This is a genomic window from Nocardia sp. NPDC019323, assembly GCF_044389845.1.
Lineage (GTDB): Bacteria > Actinomycetota > Actinomycetes > Mycobacteriales > Mycobacteriaceae > Nocardia > Nocardia implantans.
In genome coordinates this window covers 16,990-39,010 of sequence record NZ_JBIRYN010000003.1, presented here as the reverse complement: position 1 = coordinate 39,010, position 22,021 = coordinate 16,990, and the positions used below count along the sequence as shown (strand labels likewise).

Genomic DNA, 22,021 nt, shown 5'->3' with positions numbered 1-22,021 from the left:
CCGACTCAGACCGACGCGAGTTCGCGCTCGGCGGGAGCGTCCCAATCGATCCGGTAGCGCTGCTCCGGCCCCATGGTCTTCTCCGGCTTCATCACGGTCTTGGCCATGACCGGCATGAGCAGCTGCATGACCCTGCGCCCCACCGGCCCCGGCGTCTTGCTGTGGTTGATCTTCGCGGCGCGGGCCGCGACGCCCTCCACCCGCTCGCGCCGCAAGCGCTCGTAGACCGCGAACGCCTCCGCAGCAGGCAGATCACGCAGGCAGCGGGCCAGCTGCACGGCGCTCTCGATCGCCAGCGACGCGCCCTGACCGGAGCTGTTGGACGGAGCGTGCACCGCGTCGCCCACCAGCACCATCCGCCCGCGATGCCAGTGCGGCACCGGCGGCATGATGTGCAGCGCGCCGACCACCTCCAACTGCTCCTCGGTGGTGCGCCGGGCGAGTTCGCCGCCCGGCGTGTCGTCGCGGTAGGTCTCGCGCAAGATCTTCAACCAATGCGCGCTCGGCACCGCCCGCGCCGCGGTGAGCGACAGATATTCCTTGTGCGGCAGGTTGGCTCCCCACGCCACCCGCCCGTCTCCCAGGGGCCAGTACAGGTAGTACGCCCGCTTGCCGAACGCGAAAGTCATGGTGTCCGGCGGGATGTCGGCGTCGCACTCGGTGGTCGCGCCGAAGCCGAGCATGCCGGTGTAGTCGGGGCCGGGAGCGTTCGGGTCGATCAGCGTGCGCACCCGTGAACGGATGCCGTCCGCGCCGATCAGCACGTCGGCGGTGGCCGCGCTGCCGTCGGCGAACCTGGCCGTGACGCCCGACTCGTCCTCGTGCGCGTCCACCAGGCGCTTGTTGTACTCGAACGGAACGCCCGCCGCGACCGCGTGCTGGTGCAGCGTTCGGTGCAGCTCACTGCGATCGACCAATTGCAGCGGCGGCAGATCGGGGATGCCGGGCATCTCCAGCACCTTGGCGCCGACGGACATGTTCATATTGCGGACCGACAGCGCGATCGCGCGGACCGGGTCGCCCGCCCCGATGATGTCGAGCGCGGCGATGCCGTTCGGCGCCAGCGCGAGCCCGCTGCCGATGCCGTAGGAAGGGCCGGGGTAGGCCTCGTAGACGCGGGCGTCGATGCCCGCTTTGCGCAGGGCCGTCGCGACTACGGGGCCGGCGATGCCGCCACCGATCACCAGGGCGGTACGTGTTGTGGACATGGGTGTCTCCAGGATTCGTGCGATACGGATTCGGTTGCCCGAACCGACTCGCGCGCCACCCACCCGGTTATCCTGTGGTTGCCAGCCTTGTAGCCGGGTGCGCGTTCGCGGGCGCGGTTCGAGACTGTTCGATCGGGCCCGGCGGCGGTGTTGCCGCACCTTCGCCGGGTCCGGTTCTCGGCTAGTTCTCGGCCATCCCCCTCTCCACCATTTCGTCGACGTCGGACGGCAGCATGCCGCGCTCGTGCCACTCGCGCCATTGGGCCAGTCCGGGGAAGGTGCCCTCGGTCAGCTCCGCGCGCAGCGAGCGCGTCCACGCCGCCTCGGCCTCCAGCATCGCCAGCCCGAACTCGGATTCGATGATGAACAGCCGCGGCAGCGTGCCCGCGAGCTCGCCGAGTTCGCGGCGCACGGTGGCGATGGTGCGCTCCAGCGCTTCGAGGCGGGTGCCGAGCAGTTCCACCACCTCGGCGGGCGGAAGCACCGCGAGAATCGACAGGCCCGCGACGAACCGGTGATGTTCCGGCTCCGGAGTGGACAGCAGTTCCCTGGTCCAATCGGCCATCTCGGCACGGCCCGCGTCGGTGATCCGGTAGATCACCCGCTCGGGCCGGGCGCCTTCCCGTTCACTGCCGACGACCTCCAGGAACCCGACCTTGGCCATGTTCTGCACGACCGTGTAGAGCGAACCCCACTTGATCGCCATGTCGTGGTCCTTGCCCCGCTCGCGCAGGGTCTGGGCGATCTCGTAGCGGTGCATCGGGCGCTCGATGATCACCGACAGCACCGCGAGCGCCAGCAGGTTGTCGACCTTGCGCTTCTTCATCGCGGCACCTCCCTTACTCGTCTACGAATATACGTCTACGAGTAATCGGCCGCAAGCAGATCAGGCTGGCACCGTCTCCTGTGCGCGCGTCTGGTCTTCCAGCAACTTGGTGGCGATGTTCGCCAGCGCCTGATCCAGCAGCGCGCGATCGGCGGGATCGGCCTCGTTCCAGTCGTCGAGCCTGGTGTCGAGCCAGCGCCGCCAGGCCGCCTTGATCCGATCCAGCTCGGCCGCTCCGGCGTCGGTGAGCCGCAGTCGCTGTCCCTCCCGCGTCAGATAACCTTCCGCGCCGACCTGGTCGTAGATCGGCTCGATCACCTCCTCGGGCACGCGGTGCGCCCGCGCGATCCCGGTCAGCGTGGCGTCGCCGCGCACGCGATCGCGCAGATACACCTGCCCGAGCGCCCATGCCTCGCCGCGCGTGAGGTCGCTGTCGGCGTCGGCGAGGATGCGCGGGCCGATCGGATCCTGCGCTCCCGCCCTGCGCATGGTCCCCGCGATCGCCCGTTCCAGTTGCACCAGCCGATCGGGTGAGTCGGGCACCGAGAACCCCTCCCCCACATCCCCCGCGCCCGCCCGCGCGCTGTCGCGCAGCGGCACCTCGGGCAGGAACCACGCGACCACGAATCCGGCCAGTGCGATCGGCACGACCCAGAAGAACACGTGGTCGATGGAGTCCGCGTACGCGTCGATGATCGGCGCCGACTGTTCGGCGGGCAGGGCGCGCAACGCTTGCGGATCCGCGGCGACCGCGGGCGGCACCACGCCGACCCGGGCCAGGGCGGCGGCGAGGTCGGGGCCGATCTCGTTGCTGTAGAGGGTGCCGAAGATGGCCGTGCCGAAGGCGCTGCCCAGCGTGCGGAAGAACGTGACGCCGGAGGTCGCGGTACCGAGCTGGGCGTAGGGCACGGTGTTCTGCACGACGATGGTGAGCACCTGCATCGCCAGTCCGATGCCGAGGCCGAGGATCAGCATGTACAGCGACTCCAGCCACGTGCCGGTGTCGCGGCCCATCGTCGACATCAGATACAGGCCGAGCGACATGACCAGCGTGCCCGCGATCGGGAAATACCGATAGCGCCCGGATTTGCCGACCACCTGCCCGGACAGGATCGAGGTGGCGAACAGGCCCGCCACCAGCGGCAGCGTGCGTACACCCGACATGGTGGCCGAAACGCCGTCGACGTATTGCAGATACGCGGGCAGGTAGGTCATCGAGCCGAGCATCGCGAAGCCGACGATGAAGCTGAGAATCGAGCACACCGTGAACACCTGGCTGCGGAACAAGCCCATCGGCAGCATCGGCTCGGTGGCCCGCAACTCCACCGCGACGAACGAGGCGAGCAGGAACACCGCCGCGGCGAACAGGCCGATGATCGTCGGCGAATTCCACGCGTATTGCTGACCGCCCCATTCCAGGCCGAGGATCAAGCAGGAGACGCCCAGCGCCACCAGGCCGATGCCGAGGTAGTCGATCACCGGTTTGGCCGCGGCGCGCACCCGCGGGAGGGTGCGGGCCGCCAGCGCGATCATCACCACCGCGACCGGCACGTTGACGTAGAAGCACCAGCGCCAGCTGGCATGGTCGGTGAACAGGCCGCCCAGCGTCGGGCCGATCACCGTGGTCACGCCGAATACCGCGCCAAGCGCGCCCTGATACTTGCCCCGCTGCCGCAGCGGAATGATGTCGGCGATCAGCGCCATCGACGTGACCATCAACCCGCCCGCGCCGAAGCCCTGGATCCCACGGGCGAGGACCAGCAACAACATGCCGTTGGCCAGCCCGGCGACCATCGAGCCGACGATGAAGATCACGGCACTGATCTGGAACACCAGCTTGCGGCCGAACAGATCGCCGAGCTTCCCCGCCAGCGCCGTCGCCACCGCCTCGGCGAGCAGGTAGGAGGTGACCACCCACGCCATATGCCCCGCGCCGCCGAGGTCGGCGACGATGGTGGGCAGCGCGGTGGACACGATGGTCTGGTCCAGTGCCGCCATGAGCATGCCGAGCACGATGGTGCCGAACACGATGTTGGTCTTGGCCCTGCCCATCGGAGCGACAGGGTCCGGGGCGACAGCAACCGAACCGGCCATCAGCTCAGTATGGGCTTTCGCCGCTCGGATGAATATCCAGCGACACGGCAGCGAATCAGCCGGCCGTACTCTCCCGCGCTTCGTCGCGCGGTTCGATGAGCGACATCGCGATGGGGACGAGCAGATCGACGAGCTCGGCCACCGTCGGACGCGGAGCGGCCAGCACCCACTCGTGCGCGAGGCCGTTGATCGCGCCGATCAAGGCGCTCGCCCCCCACCCGGGCGCGCCGCGTATCCGCGAACCTGGCGCTACCACGGGCACCACGTGGGATTCCAGCACGGCCGCCCACCCGTGCCTGCGCTCGCGCCGGTGCCGCTCCATCCGCTCGCTCACGCCGACCACTTCGATGAAGGCGACCTTCGCGCGATAGGGATCCGAGCCGATCGATTCCAGGTAGGCGGTCACCACGGCGGTCATCGCGGCGCGCAGGTCGAACCGCGGGTCGAGCGCGTCCATCCGCGCGACCACGGCGGCGGCGGCCTCGTCCTGGATCCGGTCGTACGCGGCGACCAGCACGTCCTCCCTGGCTTGGAACTCCTCGTAGAACTGCCGTTTGGACAAACCCGCGGCGGCGCACACGTCGGCCAGCGAACAGTCGGCATAGCCGCGCTCGGCGAAGATCCGGGTGGCCGCCTCGAGGAACCGCTGCCGCCGCTCGGCTTTCCGTTCCACGACGGCACGCCCACCGTATTGCCTGCCCACTGTCGCCGTCACATCTCTCACCGTAGCGAAATCACGGCGACCACGAACCGGTCCCGTCGCCTTGACGGTCGCCGCTGCCTACTTGTGATCGGCGGTCATGACGCCGCATACTCGGGGCCAGTCTGAAACCGATGGGGCTCACAAATGTGGCTCACCGAACGAAGAGGTTCTCGCGTGGTCATTTCCCGCAAGCACGCACCGAAGCTGCTCGCGGCGCTCGCCGCGGTCGCGGTGGGGCTGCCGTCGCTCCCCGGCTCCGCCGCCGCCGAGCCCCAGCCGGACGCTCCGGTGGTCCAGCCCGCGCTGCCGTTCCCGATTCCGCCGCTGCCGCCCGGCTTCGACCCGGCGTTCTACCGCCCGCCCGCGCAGACCTACGCCGATCTGGCTCCCGGCCAGATCATCGCCGCGCGCCAGGTCAATCTGGCCAACCTCTCGCTGCTTCCGGTGAACGTGGACGCCTGGCAGCTGTCCTACCGCTCCACCAACTCCCGCGGCGAGGCCATCGCCGCCGTGGCAACGGTGATCAAGCCGCGCGGCTACGTCGCCGACCGGCCGCTGTTCTCCTACCAGATCGCCGAGGACTCGACCGGCAACTACTGCATGCCGTCGTATCAGCTGCAGATGGGTTCCATCCCGGCGACCTTGACCGGCTCGACCCTGGTGGCCGCGCAGTTCCTCGAGGTGCAGGCCGCGCTGGCCCAGGGCTGGGCCGCGGTGATCCCGGATCACCAGGGGCCCGATTCGGCGTACGCCGCGGGACCTTTGGCGGGTCGCATCACGCTCGACGGCATTCGCGCCGCGGAGAACTTCGCGCCGATGCAACTGTCCGGGACCGGGACCAGGGTCGGGATGATGGGCTACTCCGGCGGCGCGATCGCCACCGGCTGGGCCGCCGAACTGAAGCGCGCCTACGCACCCGAACTGAACGTGGTCGGCGCCGCGGAGGGCGGCATCCCCGCCGACCTGTCCGCCGCGTTGCGAATGGCCAACGGCAATCTCTCCGCCGGGCTGATCTTCGCGGGCGCGCTCGGCGTCTCGCGCGAATATCCGCAACTGCGTCGATTCCTCGACGAGAACGCCAACGGCCTGGGCAGGCTCATGATCGCGGGCAAGGAGCAGCTCTGCGCGAGCTACCAGGCCGCGCTGTTCCCGTTCGCGGACAACCTGGGGATGCTGGCGAAGAATCCGTTCACCGATCCCGCCGTCGTGGACGTTCTGAACAAGACGAAGCTGGGCCAGGCGGTGCCGGACATGCCGATGCTGATGTACCAGGCCAACGCCGACTGGCTCATTCCGGTGGGTCCGGTCAACGAGCTGGTCGGTACCTACGCCAAGGACCCCGGCGCACGGGTCGAGTACATCCGCGACCACTTCAGCGAGCACCTCACCCTCGATCCGATCGCCGCGCCGCGCGCGCTGCTGTGGTTGAAGGACCGGTTCGCGGGCGTGCCGGTGGCCGACGGCGTCACCGTCACCGATGTCGGCTCGATGACGCTGGACCCCGCCACCTGGCAGGTCTGGGGCGAGACGGTGGGCGACGTCCTCGCGGCCGCCTTCGGGCAACCTATCGGCAGCGGCCGCTGAACACCGGCCGGCAGCTCGTGTCGCGGTCGTCCTCCACGACACGAGCTTCCGCGTCTGAGACGATCGTTGGCGATATTCTTCCCCGTAAACTTACTCCAGAGTAAGGTTGACGCATGGCGTGGAAACCAGCTGAGATCCCGGACCAGACGGGACGCACCTTTGTCATCACCGGCGCGAACGGCGGCCTCGGCGCCGTCACCACGAAAGTCCTGGCCGCCAAGGGCGCGACGGTGATCATGGCCTGTCGCAACGCGGTCAAGGCGAAAGAGGTCGCGGCGGGCATCGACGGCGATGTCCGCGTGGCGGAACTCGACCTGGCCGATCTGTCCTCGGTGCGCAAGTTCGCCGACGACAGCGACCGGTTCGACGTCCTGGTCAACAACGCGGGCCTGATGAACATCCCGTTCTCGCGGACCAAGGACGGCTTCGAGACCCAATGGGGAGTCAACCACCTCGGACACTTCGCGCTCACCGGCCTGCTGCTGGACCGGATCACCGATCGGGTGGTCACCCTCTCCAGCATCGCGCACAAGCAGACGCCGAAGCTCTGGATCGATGACCTCGACTACGAGAAGCGCCGGTATCAGCGCAATCTCGCCTACGCGCAGTCCAAGCTGTGCAATCTGATGTTCGCCCGCGAACTGCAGCGCAGGTTGCGCGAATCCGGCTCGTCCAAGCGCTCCTACGCGGTGCATCCCGGTGTCTCGGCCACCGACCTCTTCGCCCACACCGAGACCCCGCTCGATCACATCTCCAAGCCGTTCATCCGCCTGATCGGCCACTCCCCCGCCAAGGCGGCGCACTCGACTTTGTTCGCCGCCACCATGCCCGACGCCGACCCCGAGACCTACTGGGGCCCGACCCGCCTTTTCGGCAGCCAGGGCCCGGTCAAACCCTCGTCCTCCACCCGCCTGTCGCAGAACCGGGACCTGTGGCAGCGGTTGTGGGCCGAATCGGAGCGCAAGACCGGCGTCATCTACCCCGTCTGAACCGGCGACAACGGAGCAGTCAACCCGCAACCGCTCCACCGCCGACCCGGTCCGGACGTATCAAGCCACGGCCAGTGAAACCGGGACCGCTCCGCGCACGCGATGGGGGAACGATCTACCAGCTGTCGACGCGTCCGGTCCGACCGAGCCGCGCGCCCGCCCTTCGGCTCCGGTCGGACCGGCCACGTCGACAGTGCGCTCGCCGCCGCGATGACCGTGGTCACAGCGGGCGACGGACGGCGTACCTCGTTCTACGGCCCGCGTAGTAGAACGGGTACCGTAGAAGCCGTGTCCGCCTCACCCCGCCGCTCGGCACACAACCGCCCGGCCCTCATCGCGCTGGTGATCATCGCCGCGCTGGGCTGCCTGGGGCTGGCCTGGTGGCAATGGGAGCGGTACGAGTCCGCGACCGGCACCGCACAGAATCTCGGCTACGCGTTGCAGTGGCCCCTGTTCGCGGGATTCGCCGTCTTCGCCTACTTCCGGTTCGTACGGCTCGAGCGCGAGGCAAGCGAACCCGAGGAGAAGAACGAATCCGCCGCGGCCCCGCGGCCCGCTTCCGCCGCCAGCCGCACCCCGAAACCGATCGCGCCGACCGAACTGCCGCCGGGTTTGCTGCCCGAGCGGCCGAAAGCCGTCCGGGACGAGGATCCCGTGCTCGCCGAGTACAACCGGTACCTCGCCGCGCTGCACGCCAACGACATCGATGAACAGGTCCGCGCGGCGGGCCTGCACACCCGCGAGAGGAGCGCCGGTTGACCACCAGCGAGAATTCCACCGAGACCACCGCACCGGCCCCGGCCGGAAACGCGGCCAAGATCGGCCCGGCGCTGCTGCGCTACCGGGCGCTGGCCTGGATCACCGGCCTCTGGCTGCTGCTGCTCACCGGTGAGATGATCGCCAAATACGGCTTCGACGTGGCGACCCCCAGCTGGATCGCCGTGGTGCACGGCTGGGTGTACTTCGTCTACCTGCTGGTCACCGCCGATCTCGCGGTCAAGGTCCGCTGGCCGGTCCTGCGCACCGTCGGCACCTTGCTCGCCGGCACCATCCCGCTGCTGTCGTTCTTCGTCGAGCACGTCAACGCCAAGCAGGTCAAGCAGACCTACGGCGTCTGAGGCCGCGTCAGCCTTCGGCGAGCGCCGCGAGCGCGGGCGTCAACCGGGCCAGCGCCCGTCCCCGATGCGACACCGCGTCCTTCTGGGCCGGTGTCAGCTGGGCCGCGGTGAGGTCGCCGCCCTCCGGGATGAACAGCGGGTCGTAACCGAAACCACCGTCGCCCACCGGCTTCCGCCCGATCGAACCGGGCCATTCACCGCGCACCACGGTCTCCGCGCCGCCCGGCACCACCAGCGCGCAGGTGGACACGAATCGCCCGCCGCGCCGCTCGTCCGGCACGTCGGACAGCTGGGCCAGCAGCAGCGCGTTGTTGGCCGCGTCGTCGCCGTGCCTGCCCGACCAGCGCGCCGACAGCACCCCCGGCATGCCGTTCAGCGCGTCCACCTCGATGCCGGAATCGTCGGCGACACAGGCCAACCCCGTGGCCGCCGCGCCGTCGCGGGCCTTGGCCAGCGCGTTCTCCTCGAACGTCGCGCCGGTCTCGGGCGCCTCGTCGTACGGCGGAACATCGTTCAATCCGACGAGCTCGATCCCGGCGATGCCAGCCTCATCGAGGATGCGGCGCAATTCGTTCAGTTTCTTGGCGTTGCGGCTTGCCACCAGCAGACGGCGGGTCATCACTTCTTCTTCGGCTCGGCGGGTTCGGGAAGCACGCCGGGGTACGGCAGCGCCAGCGCCTCCTTCTGCACGACGAACAACCGCTCACAACTGGCGAGCGCGGCATCGAGCAACTTGTCCAGCGTGGAACGCGGGAAGGTGGCTCCCTCGCCGGTGCCCTGGATCTCCACCAGCGTTCCGGTGTCGGTGGCGACCACGTTCATGTCGACCTCGGCGCGCGAATCCTCCTCGTAAGGCAGATCCACGCGCACCCGGCCGTCGACCACGCCGACGCTCACCGCGGCGATCGCGCAGGAGATCGGCTGCGGGTCGGCCAGCGCGCCCGCCGCGCCGAGATAGGTCACCGCGTCCGCCAGCGCCACGTAGGCGCCGGTGATGGCGGCCGTCCTGGTGCCGCCGTCGGCCTGGAGCACATCGCAGTCGATCGCGATGGTGTTCTCGCCGATCGCCGCCAGGTCGATGCAGGCGCGCAGCGAGCGGCCGACCAAGCGGCTGATCTCCTGGGTCCGCCCGCCGATCCGGCCCTTCACCGACTCACGCCCGCTCCGGGTGTGCGTGGCCGCAGGCAGCATCGCGTATTCCGCGGTGAGCCAGCCCAATCCGGAGTCACGCCGCCACGACGGCACCCCCTCGGTGACGCTCGCGGTGCACATCACCCGCGTCTGCCCGAACTCCACCAGCACCGAACCCGCGGGATGCGTGGTGAAACCACGGGTGATCCGGACCTCGCGGAGCTCATCGTCCGCCCTGCCATCGGCTCGTCTCGACACGGCCACAGAATACTGGGTTGGATTGGCCGCGACTTCGTCGCGGCGTGTTCGCGGCTGTGTTTGTATTCCAGCGCCTGCGGCGCTGGGTGTTCGCGGCCCCCTCATGGCTCGTATCCGAGCGACCGCCGCTTGCTCCTTCGTCGCCTACGCGGCGGCCACTCGGACACGAGCCGGGCCACGAACGCGCATGCTCGGTCTCGCTTCGCTCGAAACCTGTAGGGGTGGTGCGCTGGGCACGCTGCGTGACAAGCGCGTGATTCACAGGGCGCCCCTGTCGGCGGGGTGTCGTACGCCACCGCTGCTGCTTCGTCTATCGAACGGCGGTAGCGTCCAGACGAGCCGGGCTTCGGAGGGCGCATGCTGCGTCTCGCTCCGGTCGAGAGCCGTGGTCGAGGCGCGCCGGGCGTGTGGGATCACGGCGGGGACCAGAGGAGTTCGGCGGGTGTCTTCGCAGGCCTCGCTGTGTAAGCCATGGGCGGCACCACGAAGCGGCGGGCCGATTGCGAGTCGGCACCGAGTTGTGGGCAGTCGGATCGAGTCGACTCCCTGAGCTTCGGCAGACGGAATGCCTTACGGATTCTTGGATCGGCGCGTCGTTCGGGCGACCCGGCGTGATGCGACAGTGCGCTTCACACGTTGTGCGAACCCGTTCGATGAGTGCGCGCCGGTCCTGTCGTTACCGGATTCGGTCAGAGATCGAAGGTTTCGCCAGGGGCCACCGCGTGCACGGGGCCGGTGAACTGTTCCTTCGCCTCGGCGATCACGTCTTCGCGGGAGGTCCACGGGGGGATGTGGGTGAGCAGGAGTTCCTTCACGCCTGCCTGGGCGGCGATCTGGCCGGCCTCGGTGCCCGAGAGGTGAATGCCGGGTGGGCGATTCGCCGGGTCGTGGGTCCACGATGCCTCCGCCATCAGGATGTCGGCACCCTGCGCGAGTTCGTGGACCTGGGGGCACAGCGCGGTGTCGCCGGTATAGACGAAGGTGCGGCCGGCGGCGGTGACGATGCGCAGACCGTAGGACTCCGGCGGGTGGTACATCCGGCGCGCGGTGACGGTGTGGCCCGGCCCGAAGGAGACGGGCTCGCCCTCGACCCAGGCACGCATGTCGATCACATCCGACCAGTCGTCGCATTCGCCGCCGACCTCGGCGGAGGCATTGCCGATGCGCAGCGAGGTGTCCGACGGGCCGCGCACGATCGCCTTCCCTTCCGGGGGCGTCGGGTGGTAGCGGCGCCACACCAGCAAACCGGGCAGGTCGAGGCAGTGGTCGGCGTGCAGATGGGTCAGGAAGATGTCGACCTCACCGGGATCGGCGTGGCGCTGCAACGCGCCCAGCACACCCGGACCGAAATCGATGACCGTTGGCCGCATGTCCGGGCCGGTCAGCAGGTAACCCGACGCGGGAGAGTCCGGGCCGGACACACTGCCCGAGCACCCGAGGACGGTAAGGCGCATCCCCCCATGCTGCCACGCGGAATTCTCACTCAAGAAAGGATCCCCCACATTTCCGGCGGGCCGCCCGCTCACCGCGGCGACGCACCGGTTCCGGCTCGGTCCCCGCGGCGGTTTCGTCGTGCATCCGAAGAGAGTACCCAGCCGGCCAGCAATCCACTCAACGCGCCGAATAGGTGCCCCTGCCAAGAGATTCCGGGCTGACCGGGCAGCACACCCCACAGCAGCGACCCGTAGAGGGCGAGCACGACGAGGCCGAGCACGATCTGCCCGACGTTGCGGGCGAACCAGCCCCGCGAGATGAGGAAGGTCAACCAGCCGAACACCAGCGACGACGCCCCGATGTGCGTGCTGCCCGTCGCGCCGGTGAGCCAGACCCCGAGCCCGGCACCCAGCCAGATGATCGCGGTCGCGGCGAGCCCGCGTCCGATGCCGGTCACCAGGACCAGGAAACCGAGCACCAGCACCGGGAGCGTGTTGCCGATCAGATGCGGCCAGCCGCCGTGCAGCAACGGGGCGAACAGGATGCCGGTCAGCCCGTCGGCGCGGCGCGGTTCGATGCCCGCGTGGTCGAGCTGTCCGCCGACGGCGGTGTCCACCCCTTCGACGCCGTAGAGCACTCCCACGAATCCGGCGATCAGCACACCGGCCCGCAGCCACAGTTGCTTGATCGCGGCGAAGCCTCCGGCGGCGGGCCGCATGGGAGCACCAGCGGGCTTGCCCACTCGCGCACGAAGCGCCGCCAGCCGATCAGGGTCGAACGACGGCCCCAGTCCCGCGCCGGTCATGGCCACCTCCTCGCCGTGGCGGGGGGCGTGGCCCCGCCCCCACCGAGGGTACCGGCGCGGCCGGGGAATCAGGCCCAGAGCTGGCCGTCGAGCCGCTCTTCCGCCTCTTCGAGGGTGCCGTCGTAGGCCCCGGTGGACAGGTACTTCCATCCGCCGTCGGCCACCACGAACGCGATGTCGGCGCGCGTGCCCGCCTTCACCGCCTTGCGGGCGACGCCGAGCGCGGCGTGCAGGATGGCGCCGGTGGAGATCCCGGCGAAGATGCCCTCTTCGAGCACCAGTTCGCGAGTGCGTTTGACCGCGTCGTAAGGGCCGACCGAGAAGCGGGTGGTCAGCACGCTCTCGTCGTACAGCTCGGGGATGAACCCTTCGTCGATGTTGCGCAGGCCGTAGACCAGTTCGCCGTAACGCGGCTCGGCGGCCACGATCTCGATGCCGGGCACCTTCTCCCGCAGGAAGCGGCCGGTCCCCATCAGCGTGCCCGTGGTGCCGAGGCCCGCGACGAAATGGGTGATCTCGGGCAGGTCGGCGAGGATCTCCGGGCCGGTGGTCTCGTAGTGCGCCGACGCGTTCGCCGGATTGCCGTATTGGTAGAGCATCACCCAGTCGGGATGCTCCGCCGCGATCTGCTTGGCCAGCGCGACGGCCTGATTGGAGCCGCCCGCCGCCGGGGAGTCGATGATCCGCGCCCCGAACATGGTGAGCAGCTGCCGCCGCTCCACGGAGGTGTTCTCCGGCATCACGCAGACCAGCTGGTAGCCCTTGAGCTTCGCCGCCATGGCCAGCGAGATGCCCGTGTTGCCGCTGGTGGGCTCCAGGATCGTGCAACCGGGCCGCAGCAACCCGTCGGCCTCGGCCTGCTCGATCATCCGCAGAGCGGGCCGATCCTTGATCGAGCCGGTGGGGTTGCGATCCTCCAGCTTGGCCCACAGTCGCACGTGGTCGTCACCGTCCCAGCGCGGGGACAGGGTGCGCAGCCCGACCAGCGGGGTGTTACCGAGGGTCGCGATCAGCGATTCGTAACGCGCCACGGGACGGGTCAGCCTCCGGCCACGGCGGGCAGGATCGTCACGCTGGCATCCTGCGGCACTTCGGCGTCCAGCCCGCCGGCGAAGCGCACGTCCTCGTCGTCGACGTAGATGTTGACGTAGCGGTTGAGCTTGCCATCCTTCAGCAGGCGCTCGGCGAGCCCGGGGTGGTTGGCCTCGAGGTCGTCGATCAGCGCCGACAGCGTGGCGCCCTCGGCCTGCACGCGCTTCTCACCTTTGGTGAGGCCGCGCATGATGGTCGGAATGGAGACGGTTACCGGCATGGGTACTCCTCGGTTTCGCGAACAGGCATCGGTCTAGTTCTCGTACGCGTCGACGATCCGCACCGGCTCCTCGGTGACCTCGCCGTCCACGATCCGGTAGCTGCGCAGCTCGTGCTGCTCGGGATCGCGGGTGGAGATCAGCACGTAGTGCGCGAACGGCTCGGAGGCGTAGGACACGTCGGTCCGGCTCGGATAGGCCTCGGTGGCGGTGTGCGAGTGGTAGACGACGACCGGCGCCTCGTCGGCGTCGTCCATCGCGCGCCACACCTTCAACTGCTCGCCGGAGTCGAAGCGGTAGAACGTGGGCGAACGCTCGGCGTTGACCATGGCGATGAAGCGCTCCGGACGATCCGAGCCCTCCGGCCCCGCGATGACACCGCAGGCCTCGTCGGGGTGATCGGCGCGCGCGTGCGCCACCATCGCCTCCACGAGGTCGGCCCTGATCACCAGCACGAGTCGCACACCTTTCCACAACGCCGACCCATCGCAGTCGACAACGAGCCAGGATATTCGGCTATTCCCGCGGCCGGCTCGCCCGGTCCCCGATTCCGGCCCACCAGGTACCCGCCATCCGGAGATCTGCGCCGGGCTCCCCCCGACCACGTCTTTCGAGCGAAGCGATGCCGAGCGGGCGCCGGAAATCAAACGCCGAACAGGTCTCGGTAGGCCGGGATGCCCGCCACCGTGTGCGCCGAGCGGATCGCGTCGACGATGGCGCGTTCGACACAGACGGCGGCGGCCGTGCAGATCTGGTCGAGAACAAGCAGATCGGAGGGAAAGGCGGGCGGCAGTGGCAGACCTGCGTCCTCCTCCGCCGTCCCGGTGGCGAGCGCGAAGAGCGTGTCCCCGTCCAGCGGCGAGTGCGCGGGGCGGATCGCCCTGGCCAACCCGTCGTGCGCGGTGACCGCGACCCGCCTGCATCCCGCCGGATCGAGCGGGGCGTCGGTGGCGACGACGCCGATCGTGGTGTTGAGCACGGTGCCCTTCACCGGCAGCGCGTTCGCCGCCGCCAGCTGCTCTTCGGTCGCCTCCCGCAGCCCGAAGAAGCCGGGCCCGTCGGTGCCGCACCCCCACGGCAACCCGGTGCGCGGATCGAACACCGAGCCGACGGGGTTCGCCACGACAAGCGCGGCGACGGTGATCCCCGCGGCGGCGCCGTCACCGAGCACGATGCTCGCCGTGCCCACCCCGCCTTTGATCGAACCGGCACGCGCGCCGACGCCCGCACCGACCGAACCGCGCGCGAAGTCGACGCCCGCCGCGGCCGCGGCGCGATAGCCGAACTCGGCGGTCGGGCGGATGTCCCACGCGCCGACCGGAAGATCGAAGATCACCGCGCCGGGCACGATCGGCACTACCCGGCTCGGGTCCGCCGGGTCCATCACGATGCCCGCGCCGTTGTCCTCCAGCCATCGCATCACCCCGTCGGCCGCGGCGAGCCCGAAGGCGCTGCCGCCGGTGAGCAGGACCGCGTCGATCCGGCGCACGGTGTTCATCGGATCGAGCAGGTCGGTCTCCCGAGTGCCAGGTCCTCCGCCGCGCACGTCTACCGCCGCCACCGCGCCGCCCGGCACGCGCACCACCGTGCATCCGGTCGCCGCGCCGGAGCCGAGCGTGGCGTCCGGATCGAGGACGTGATGATGACCGACCAGCACTCCGGGCACGTCGGTGATCGAATTGCGTTCACCCGGTTCGGCGTTCACTCTGTACTCCTCACGGCGCGGACTCTTCGCGCCGATCTTCGCAGCGCGGCCGGTCAGGGCGCCAGCGCCTGGAGCAGCGAGTCCTGCATCCAGGTCAGCCAGTGGTACACGTCCAGGTGCGGAGCGCGCGGATCGTCGGGGTCGAGCTGGTCGGGCGTGTCGGCGTCGATGTTCAGCACCGTGCCAAGGGCCAGCCGCACGTCGGTGAGCGCGGTCAACCAGGCGTCGGCCTGCTCGGGGGTGAGGACGATCTTTCCGCCCGCGCTCGGCACGGTGTCGAGCACGACCGAGCCCGCCGCCAGCTTGGCGTCGATGATGTCGGGCTCGTGCAGGCCGCGCAGCGCGCTGTTGAGGTCGGCGCGTTCGGCGTCCGGCGAGCCGGGTTCGCTGCGGTGGAAGTCCGGCAGTAGCCTGCGCAGCCGCGGATCCTCCGGCGGGACGGTGTTGCCGGATCGCAATCCGGTGAGGGCGGCCAAGTCGTCGTCGGGGGCGGACTCGGCGCGCTCGGTGAGCAGCCCGGAGACCGCACCGACCAGGGACCGAAGCACGTTGGCCTCACGTGCGTCCATTTCGGATCGCAGTTTGAGACCGCTCAGCGAGTTCTTCCTGCTCCACTTGCGCACGGCGTCAGGGTAGTCGTGCTGGTCAGTCGTCCCGCTGCATGGTGGCCCAGAGTCCCGCGGCGTGCAGTCGCTGGACGTCGTGTTCCATCTTGTCGCGCGAACCGGACGAGACCACCGCCTTGCCCTCGTTGTGGACCTTCAGCATCAGCTCGGTCGCCTTCGCTTTGCTGTAGCCGAAAAGCTTCTGGAAGATGTAGGTGACGTAGTGCATCAGGTTGACCGGATCGTCCCAGACCACGGTCACCCACGGACGGTCCTCCGCCTCCAGGATCTCGGTGTACTCCACCGCTTCGGGTGTCGCCTGTGCCGCCGACAATGTCGCGTTCGCGGCGTCCACAACGACGTCACCCCGGACTGTGTTGCACAAGGCCATAGGGTCAAGGGTACGACTCGACCCCGGATAAACAACACCCACGCAGCCCCGATTCGCGTTTTCGCCGGTTCACCGGGCCGATGCCGGACGCCGTGAGCCGACCGTTCTGTCTACAGTGACAGCGTGGACCTGCGTGACGGCGTGACCAGCACCGCGCTGCTGACCGACCAGTACGAACTGACCATGCTCGCCGCGGCGCTCGCCGACGGCTCGGCGCATCGGCAGTGCACCTTCGAGGTGTTCGCTAGACGTTTGCCAAATGGTCGGCGCTACGGCGTCGTCGGGGGCACCGGCCGGCTGCTCGACGCGCTGCGGCAGTTCCGGTTCGGCGAGGAGGAACTGGCCGTCGCCGCCTCGTTCTCGGATCGGCGGACGCTGGACTGGCTGCGTGACTACCGGTTCACCGGCGACATCGACGGCTACCCCGAAGGCGAGCTGTACTTTCCCGGCTCCCCGATCCTCTCGGTGCGCGGCAGCTTCGCCGAATGCGTCGTGCTGGAGACGCTGGTGCTGTCGATTCTCAATCACGACAGCGCCATCGCGGCCGCCGCGGCGCGGATGGTCAGCGCGGCCGGTGGCCGCAGGATGATCGAGATGGGGTCGCGGCGCACCCACGAGTTCGCGGCCGCGGACTGCGCGCGCGCCGCGTATCTGGCCGGTTTCGACGCCACCTCGAACCTGGAGGCGGTGCGCCGGTACGGGATTCCGGGGGCGGGCACAAGCGCGCACGCGTTCGTGCTGCTGCACAGCGGTCCCGACGGGGCGCACGAAGCCGAAGCGTTCCGCAGTCAGGTGCAGACGCTCGGGGTCGGAACGACGCTGCTGGTGGACACCTTCGACATCACAAGGGGCGTCGCGACCGCCATCGAGGTCGCGGGCACGGAGCTGGGTGGCGTGCGGATCGACTCCGGTGATCTGGGCGTCCTGGCCAGGCAGGTGCGCGACCAGCTCGACGCGCTCGGGGCGACCAAGACCCGCATCGTGGTCTCCGGCGATCTGGACGAGTACGCCATCGCCGCGCTGCGCGCCGAGCCGGTCGACGTGTACGGCGTGGGGACGGCGCTGGTCACCGGCTCCGGCGCGCCGACCGCCGGGATGGTCTACAAGCTGGTCGAAGTCGATGGGGTGCCGGTCGCCAAACGCAGCAGTCACAAGCAGTCGCGTGGCGGTACGAAGAAGGCGATCCGCTTGGCCCGCGACACCGGCACGATCGTCGAGGAGATCGTCTATCCCGCGGCCGGGCCGACGCCGCCCCGCGACGGCTTCCAAGCCCGTGAGCTGCTGGTGCCGCTGATCCGGGAGGGCAAGCAGGTCGATGACCTGCCCACCCTCGCCGAGAGCCGCGACCTGGTCGCGCGCGGGCTGATCAGCCTGCCGTGGGAGGGGCTCAAACTCTCGGCGGGCGAACCCGCCGTGGTGACCACTTTCGTCTGAGGTCAGCGCCTGCGCTGGTCGAGGCGGGTCACCAGCCGCAGTCCGACGGCGAAGAGCAGCGCGAATACGACTCCGGTGATCGCGAACCACACCCATGCCGACGGCTCCGCGGGCTTGGAGCCGAGCAGGAAGAAGACCGCCAGGAACACGGTGGTGGCGACGATTACGGTGCGGAACAGTTTGGCAGGGCTCATCAGAGGTCTCCGTGCTGGAGGCGGCGCGTCCGGCCGCCGACGAAAGGGGCACCCGGTAATCACCGTGGGCGCGGGCCGCGTTTACATCGCGCAGGCGAATTCTCCCGCGAGTCGGCGGAACGAGCGTCCGGCCGAGCGGCAGAATCTGAAACAGTTGTTCAGCCACACCGCGGGAGGTCGCCATGACCCGGGCCCTGATCATCGTCGACGTCCAGAACGATTTCTGTGAGGGCGGTTCGCTCGCGGTCGCAGGCGGCGCCGCCGTGGCTGCCCGGATCAGCGAGCACCTCGCCGCGGCGAACTACGCGGTGGTCGTGGCCACCCGCGATCACCACATCGATCCCGGCGCGCATTTCTCCGACGAGCCCGACTACATCGACAGCTGGCCGCCGCACTGCCGGGTGGGCACGCCGGGCGCCGACTTCCACCCGGCCCTGACCACCGAGCCCATCCAGGCGGTCTTCTCCAAGGGCGCCTACTCGGCGGCCTACTCCGGGTTCGAGGGCACGACCGAGGACGGCACCGGGCTGGCCGACTGGCTGCACGACCGCGGCGTCGACGCCGTCGACGTGGTGGGCATCGCGACCGACCACTGCGTGCGCGCGACCGCGCTGGACGCGCGCATCGAGGGTTTCGACACTCGCGTCCTGCTCGATCTCACCGCGGGCGTCGCGCCCGAGACGGTCGCCGCCGCGCTGGACCGCATGCGCGGAGCCGGCGTCGACATCGAAGGCGGCATCAGCCGGTAGACCGTCCGGTCTCGGCGACCGCCCTGCCCTGTCGGAGGCGCCGAGTAGGCTGCTCGCGTGCCCGAACTCCCGCCCGTTTCCGATCTTTTGGCCACCGCCGTGCAGGCTCTCGGCGGCAAGGAGCGCACCGGGCAGGTGACGATGGCCGCGGCGGTGGACCACGCGATCGACACCAAGGAGCATCTCGCCGTGCAGGCCGGGACGGGCACCGGCAAGTCGCTGGCGTATCTGGTGCCGAGCCTGCGCCACGCCGTGCGCACCGGCCGCACGGTGGTGGTCTCCACGGCCACGATCGCGCTGCAACGCCAGCTGGTCGACCGTGACCTCCCCCGCTTGGCGGAGGCGCTGAGCGGACCGCTGGGCCGCACGCCGAAGTTCGCGATCCTCAAAGGCCGCAACAACTACCTGTGCTTGAACAAGATCAACAGCGCTGTTCCCGACGAGCCCGCCGAAGCGGAGCTGTTCGACGCGTTCGCGATCTCGCGCCTCGGCCGCGAAGTGCAACGGCTCAACGAGTGGGCCTCCGACACCGAGACCGGCGACCGCGACGAACTCGCCCCCGGCGTGAGCGATCGGGCCTGGCGTCAGGTCAGCGTGTCGTCGCGGGAGTGCCTCGGCAAGTCGCGCTGCTCCTTCGGCCAGGATTGCTTCGCCGAGCGCGCCAGGACCGAGTCGGCGCAGGCCGACGTGGTGGTGACCAACCACGCGCTGCTGGCCATCGACGCGATCAGCGGCATCCAGGTGCTGCCCGAACACGACGTGGTGGTCATCGACGAGGCGCACGAGCTGGTCGACCGGGTCACCGGCGTGGCCACCGCAGAACTGACCTCGTCGGCGATCAGCGCGGCGGCCCGGCGCTGCGCCAAGCTCGTCGACGAGCAGGAGGTCGATCGCCTGGAAGGCGCCGCGGAGGCCTGGCACACCGCGCTGGACGAGCTGCCCGCCGCCCGCTGGGACACCATGCCCGACGGCATCGCCCCCGTGCTCGCCCTGGTCCGCGACGCCGCGTGGAACGCGCGCACCGCACTCGCGCCGCCGGGCAGCACCACCGCGCAGGGCGACCCGGAGAGCTCCGCCGCCCGCACCATGGCACTGGCCGCGCTCGACGAGGTGCACGACACCGCGGTCCGCGCGCTGACGGCCTTCGACGAGCCGGATCCCGCTGCTCGCCGCGATGTCATCTGGCTGGCGGCCGACGAGGTCAGGGGTGTCGTGCGCCGGTCGCTGCGGATGGCGCCGCTGTCGGTGGGCGGACTGCTGCGCAGCAGGCTCTTCGGCACCGCGACCGTCGTGCTCACCTCCGCCACGTTGCAGATCGGCGGCTCGTTCGACGGCCTCGCGGTCACCTGGGGCCTGCCCGCGCAGTCGGGCAATCGCACCGATCCGGCCACCGCGAACGGCGCGCAGGCGCCGTCGGACGCCGAGGTGGTGCGCTGGAGTTCGCTCGATGTCGGCTCGCCGTTCGACCATGCCAAGTCAGGCATCCTCTACGTCGCCAAACACCTGCCCGCGCCGGGCCGCGACGGGCTCGCACCGGCTCACCTGGACGAGATCGAACGGCTGATCACGGCCGCGGGCGGGCGCACCCTCGGCTTGTTCTCCTCGATGCGCGCCGCTCGCGCGGCCACCGACGCGCTGCGCGAACGGCTGGATACCCCGGTACTGTGCCAGGGCGAGGACGCCACGGGCGCGTTGGTGCGCAAGTTCGCCGACGACCCGGAGACCTCCCTGTTCGGCACGCTGTCGCTGTGGCAGGGCGTCGACGTGCCCGGACCGTCGCTGAGCCTGGTCATCCTCGACCGCATCCCCTTCCCCCGCCCGGACGATCCGCTGCTGGCGGCCAGGCAGCGCGCCGTGGAGATGCGCGGCGGCAACGGCTTCATGACCGTGGCCGCCAACCACGCCGCTCTGCTGCTCGCGCAGGGCACCGGCCGCCTGCTGCGCAGCGTCGACGATCGCGGTGTGGTGGCCATCCTGGATTCCCGCCTCGCCACCGCCCGCTACGGCGGATACCTGCGCGCGTCGCTGCCGCCCTACTGGGAGACGGCCGACCCGGAGATCGTCGTCAAGGCACTGGGCAGGCTGGCCGCCGCGGCGACCGTGTGATACCAAACACACCGGCCGGAATCTATTTCCACTCGGAAGTAGATTGGGTGGCCGGTACTTCGGTGACCCCCCAATTCCCACATCGAGGTATCGGCCGGTCCCCGCGCCAAGCCCTGCACGCGGCGCGGGGACGTCACCGCCCCCCTTCTGGCCGCCGATCTCAGCCGCGCACGGCCACCGCGTCGACCTCGAACAGCATGCCCGGCAACGCGAGTGCCGCCACGCCGGTCAGCGTCTGCACGGGCGGGCGGTCACCCCAGATCTCCGCGATCTTCTTCCCGAGCACCGCCAGCTTCTCGAGATCGTGGTCGACGATGTGCGTCCGCAACTGCGCCACGTCGGCGAAGTCCACGTCGGCCGACCGCAAGGCGATGCCGAGATTGGCGAAGGCACGGTCCACCTGAACCGCGAATTCCGCGCTGGTCGCGTGTCCTTCGGCGTCCGAGTCGTACTGCCCGGCGATGAACACCAGTTCCCCCCGCGTCACCGCCACGTGGCTGTAACCGAATCCGGTCGGGTCGTGCAGTTCACCGGGGTTGCTGATTTCCACGGCCATGTTTCCTCCTTGCTCGGCCGGTAAGTGCCACAACACAGACGATTCAGCAGCCCGCGGCGTGACATGGCGAACCCATAGACCATCGCGGCGCGGCGACCGAGGTCACCGCGCCGCGAATACCGCTGCCCCGCAGGGTCAGAGCGCCCACTTCAGGATCAGCGTGAGCACGCCCGTCGCGACCGCGAGAACCACCGCGCCCACACCCCACACGAATCCGTGGCGCTCCCAAGGACGCCCCGCGTCCAAGGAGAACTTGCCCGGCCCGGTGAAGGGCAGCGCGGCGCCCACCACCGCGAACAGCACGCCCATCTCGTACCCTCCCAGCAGTCCACCGGCCCAGGTGGCGTTGATCGCGTTGATCATCGTGCCGAGCACGATGGCCCCGGCCAGCGGCGTCAGCAGACCGAGCAGCAACAGCAGGCCACCGCCGAGTTCGGTCAGGCCGGCCAGCGTGCCGAACACCTTGCCCGGGTTGTAGCCCATCTGCTCGAAGCCGTCGGCGTTGGCCTGCAGGCCGGGCCCACCCCACCAGCCGAAGAGTTTCTGCGCGCCGTGCGCCGCGAGCAGGCCGCCGAAGACGACGCGTACGACCAGCAGGCCGATATCGGGGGCGATGCCGTCCAGATCGCTTTCGCTGCCGGTTCTCTCGAGTACGGATTTGATGCTCATCGTGGTCCTCATCCCTGCGCGGTCGTTCCCGACATGATCGTTACTTCGGCAAATAAACGGACTGTGGTCCGATTTTCTCCGAGCCAACTGCCCTGCCACTCGGTCTATTCCACGGGCGGGCGGACGGGATGGTTCAGCGCGGCGACGAGCGG

The 22,021-nt window shown here is 69.6% G+C and carries 24 protein-coding genes; 7 read left to right on the top strand and 17 right to left on the bottom strand.

Translation table 11 applies throughout. From position 1 onward, the window contains the following. Nucleotides 1-5: 5 nt before the first annotated feature. From ACH49X_RS13145 to ACH49X_RS13130, 4 genes are all read right to left on the bottom strand, one after another. A complete protein-coding gene (locus tag ACH49X_RS13145) occupies nt 6-1,208 on the bottom strand; it encodes an FAD-dependent monooxygenase (RefSeq protein WP_357204846.1) in 1,203 nt (400 codons plus the stop codon). A 181-nt stretch (nt 1,209-1,389) separates the two neighbouring features. Beyond that, the gene (locus ACH49X_RS13140; protein WP_195077347.1) at nt 1,390-2,034 is read right to left on the bottom strand and encodes a PadR family transcriptional regulator; all 645 of its coding nucleotides are present in this window, start codon (nt 2,032-2,034) and stop codon (nt 1,390-1,392) included. 60 nt (nt 2,035-2,094) lie between these two features. Next, the gene (locus ACH49X_RS13135; protein ID WP_357204843.1) at nt 2,095-4,128 is read right to left on the bottom strand and encodes an MFS transporter; all 2,034 of its coding nucleotides are present in this window, start codon (nt 4,126-4,128) and stop codon (nt 2,095-2,097) included. A 55-nt stretch (nt 4,129-4,183) separates the two neighbouring features. Further along, on the bottom strand, nt 4,184-4,843 hold the full coding sequence (locus ACH49X_RS13130; RefSeq protein ID WP_357204840.1) for a TetR/AcrR family transcriptional regulator: 660 nt from the start codon (nt 4,841-4,843) through the stop codon (nt 4,184-4,186). Between the two features lie 162 nt (nt 4,844-5,005). Here ACH49X_RS13130 and ACH49X_RS13125 point away from each other — a divergent pair, with 162 nt between their 5' ends. From ACH49X_RS13125 to ACH49X_RS13110, 4 genes are all read left to right on the top strand, one after another. Next, nucleotides 5,006-6,415, top strand: a complete 1,410-nt coding sequence (locus ACH49X_RS13125) for a lipase family protein (RefSeq protein ID WP_397069781.1) — start codon at nt 5,006-5,008, stop codon at nt 6,413-6,415. Between the two features lie 113 nt (nt 6,416-6,528). Beyond that, a complete protein-coding gene (locus tag ACH49X_RS13120; protein WP_195077344.1) occupies nt 6,529-7,404 on the top strand; it encodes an oxidoreductase in 876 nt (291 codons plus the stop codon). Between the two features lie 288 nt (nt 7,405-7,692). After that, on the top strand, nt 7,693-8,163 hold the full coding sequence (locus ACH49X_RS13115; RefSeq protein ID WP_195077343.1) for a transcriptional regulator: 471 nt from the start codon (nt 7,693-7,695) through the stop codon (nt 8,161-8,163). Continuing rightward, nucleotides 8,160-8,522, top strand: coding sequence for a DUF3817 domain-containing protein (locus tag ACH49X_RS13110; protein ID WP_067803046.1), 363 nt, complete (start codon nt 8,160-8,162; stop codon nt 8,520-8,522). The genes ACH49X_RS13115 and ACH49X_RS13110 overlap by 4 nt, the downstream gene beginning before the upstream one ends. Nucleotides 8,523-8,529: 7 nt before the next feature. Here the strand turns inward: ACH49X_RS13110 and rdgB are convergent, their stop codons facing one another. The 10 genes from rdgB to clpS all read right to left on the bottom strand — a co-directional run bounded on the left by rdgB (nt 8,530) and on the right by clpS (nt 16,161). Continuing rightward, nucleotides 8,530-9,141: an RdgB/HAM1 family non-canonical purine NTP pyrophosphatase gene (rdgB, locus tag ACH49X_RS13105; RefSeq protein ID WP_195077342.1), complete on the bottom strand. Its 612-nt coding sequence runs from the start codon at nt 9,139-9,141 to the stop codon at nt 8,530-8,532. After that, nucleotides 9,141-9,911 (bottom strand): ribonuclease PH, encoded by a 771-nt coding sequence (rph, locus tag ACH49X_RS13100; RefSeq protein WP_195077341.1) that lies wholly within the window; start codon nt 9,909-9,911, stop codon nt 9,141-9,143. The genes rdgB and rph overlap by 1 nt, the downstream gene beginning before the upstream one ends. Before the next feature lie 689 nt (nt 9,912-10,600). Then, nucleotides 10,601-11,365: a cyclic nucleotide-degrading phosphodiesterase gene (locus ACH49X_RS13095; RefSeq protein ID WP_195077340.1), complete on the bottom strand. Its 765-nt coding sequence runs from the start codon at nt 11,363-11,365 to the stop codon at nt 10,601-10,603. A 68-nt stretch (nt 11,366-11,433) separates the two neighbouring features. Beyond that, the gene (locus ACH49X_RS13090; RefSeq protein ID WP_195077339.1) at nt 11,434-12,150 is read right to left on the bottom strand and encodes a rhomboid family intramembrane serine protease; all 717 of its coding nucleotides are present in this window, start codon (nt 12,148-12,150) and stop codon (nt 11,434-11,436) included. A 68-nt stretch (nt 12,151-12,218) separates the two neighbouring features. Then, complete coding sequence (locus tag ACH49X_RS13085; protein WP_357104162.1) at nt 12,219-13,181, bottom strand: cysteine synthase; 963 nt, start codon at nt 13,179-13,181, stop codon at nt 12,219-12,221. An 8-nt stretch (nt 13,182-13,189) separates the two neighbouring features. Then, entirely contained in the window at nt 13,190-13,462 is a 273-nt protein-coding gene (locus ACH49X_RS13080) for a MoaD/ThiS family protein (protein WP_195077337.1), read from the bottom strand. Nucleotides 13,463-13,495: 33 nt separating this feature from the next. Then, nucleotides 13,496-13,915, bottom strand: coding sequence for a M67 family metallopeptidase (locus ACH49X_RS13075; protein WP_357204838.1), 420 nt, complete (start codon nt 13,913-13,915; stop codon nt 13,496-13,498). A 188-nt stretch (nt 13,916-14,103) separates the two neighbouring features. Beyond that, nucleotides 14,104-15,165, bottom strand: a complete 1,062-nt coding sequence (locus ACH49X_RS13070; RefSeq protein ID WP_195077336.1) for a P1 family peptidase — start codon at nt 15,163-15,165, stop codon at nt 14,104-14,106. 53 nt (nt 15,166-15,218) lie between these two features. Beyond that, the gene (locus ACH49X_RS13065; protein ID WP_195077335.1) at nt 15,219-15,788 is read right to left on the bottom strand and encodes a DUF2017 domain-containing protein; all 570 of its coding nucleotides are present in this window, start codon (nt 15,786-15,788) and stop codon (nt 15,219-15,221) included. A 22-nt stretch (nt 15,789-15,810) separates the two neighbouring features. Next, the gene (clpS, locus tag ACH49X_RS13060) at nt 15,811-16,161 is read right to left on the bottom strand and encodes an ATP-dependent Clp protease adapter ClpS (protein WP_039796380.1); all 351 of its coding nucleotides are present in this window, start codon (nt 16,159-16,161) and stop codon (nt 15,811-15,813) included. 123 nt (nt 16,162-16,284) lie between these two features. Between clpS and ACH49X_RS13055 the strand changes: the two genes are divergently transcribed. Then, nucleotides 16,285-17,595 carry a nicotinate phosphoribosyltransferase gene (locus ACH49X_RS13055; RefSeq protein WP_195077334.1) on the top strand — a complete coding sequence of 437 codons (1,311 nt, stop codon included), beginning with the start codon at nt 16,285-16,287 and terminating at the stop codon, nt 17,593-17,595. 2 nt (nt 17,596-17,597) lie between these two features. On the opposite strand, the gene ACH49X_RS13050 is transcribed toward ACH49X_RS13055, so the two are convergent. Beyond that, nucleotides 17,598-17,789 (bottom strand): hypothetical protein, encoded by a 192-nt coding sequence (locus ACH49X_RS13050; protein WP_357204835.1) that lies wholly within the window; start codon nt 17,787-17,789, stop codon nt 17,598-17,600. 182 nt (nt 17,790-17,971) lie between these two features. Here ACH49X_RS13050 and ACH49X_RS13045 point away from each other — a divergent pair, with 182 nt between their 5' ends. Next, nucleotides 17,972-18,538 (top strand): isochorismatase family protein, encoded by a 567-nt coding sequence (locus ACH49X_RS13045; RefSeq protein WP_357204832.1) that lies wholly within the window; start codon nt 17,972-17,974, stop codon nt 18,536-18,538. Between the two features lie 57 nt (nt 18,539-18,595). Continuing rightward, entirely contained in the window at nt 18,596-20,644 is a 2,049-nt protein-coding gene (locus tag ACH49X_RS13040; protein WP_357204829.1) for an ATP-dependent DNA helicase, read from the top strand. Nucleotides 20,645-20,804: 160 nt separating this feature from the next. Here ACH49X_RS13040 and ACH49X_RS13035 read toward each other — a convergent pair whose 3' ends face one another. Together ACH49X_RS13035 and ACH49X_RS13030 are read right to left on the bottom strand one after the other, a co-directional pair. Continuing rightward, entirely contained in the window at nt 20,805-21,200 is a 396-nt protein-coding gene (locus tag ACH49X_RS13035) for a RidA family protein (protein ID WP_357204826.1), read from the bottom strand. A 135-nt stretch (nt 21,201-21,335) separates the two neighbouring features. Beyond that, entirely contained in the window at nt 21,336-21,869 is a 534-nt protein-coding gene (locus tag ACH49X_RS13030) for a DoxX family membrane protein (protein WP_357204823.1), read from the bottom strand. Nucleotides 21,870-22,021: the final 152 nt, after the last annotated feature.